The 663-nt window shown below is 45.7% G+C and carries 1 protein-coding gene; it reads right to left on the reverse strand.

The annotated features are described in order from the left end of the window. Positions 1-36 precede the first annotated feature (36 nt). Positions 37-642, reverse strand: coding sequence for an alpha-ketoglutarate-dependent dioxygenase AlkB (locus tag R8N47_RS25705; RefSeq protein WP_318186165.1), 606 nt, complete (start codon positions 640-642; stop codon positions 37-39). Positions 643-663: the final 21 nt, after the last annotated feature.

A 663-nucleotide genomic window follows, 5' to 3' on the forward strand; every position in this document is an offset into this window, starting at 1 on the left:
TTATCATCAATGTTTGTTAAGAATGTAAAACCTGAGTCAATAGTTCAAAATATGTCTAAAAGTCAGGTTGATACGTTCTCCTTTTGGTTTGGCTGTTTTGGGAACGCAGTGTCTCCAATGGTGCTGAAGCTCCCCAGCCATGATCAATAATGCGCCGTGGCCGAGCTCATATTCTATTTGAGTTTTACAATGTAAATTTCGTAGCACAAATCGGCGCGTATCACCTAAGTTCAACGAGGCGATCACCGGATTTCGGCCCAGCTCTGGTTCATTATCTTGGTGCCATCCCATAGAGTCCTGACCGTCGCGATACAGATTCGCCAATACAGAGTTGAACGGGGTGTTGGCAAGGCTTTCACAGCGAGCCTTGAGTGATAAAAGCTCAGACGTCCAAGGGAGAGGTGCCATGGTTAAACCCGAATAGGTGTAAGGCGCATCACCATGCCAAGTCTGCAAACGAGGTTGAAGTACCGATTTCCCGAAAATGGTTATGCGTTCTTGTTGCCAAGGCAAGGTACTCCTAAGCGTTGAAAAGTACGTATCCGCTTCTTGCTGAGAAAGAAAGTTTGGCTGATAAAAGAGCTTACCTTGGCGTACCTCTTGCCAATCCGTACTTTCAAATAAATCGCCTTGTCCTTGCATCCCGTTGCCTATTTAAACCAT

This window comes from Vibrio sp. 2132-1 (assembly GCF_033344315.1).

Excerpts from the sequence above, each read along its gene's own strand:
- R8N47_RS25705 (WP_318186165.1), bottom strand. The coding sequence starts at position 642 with ATGCAAGGACAAGGCGATTTATTTGAAAGTACGGATTGGCAAGAGGTA.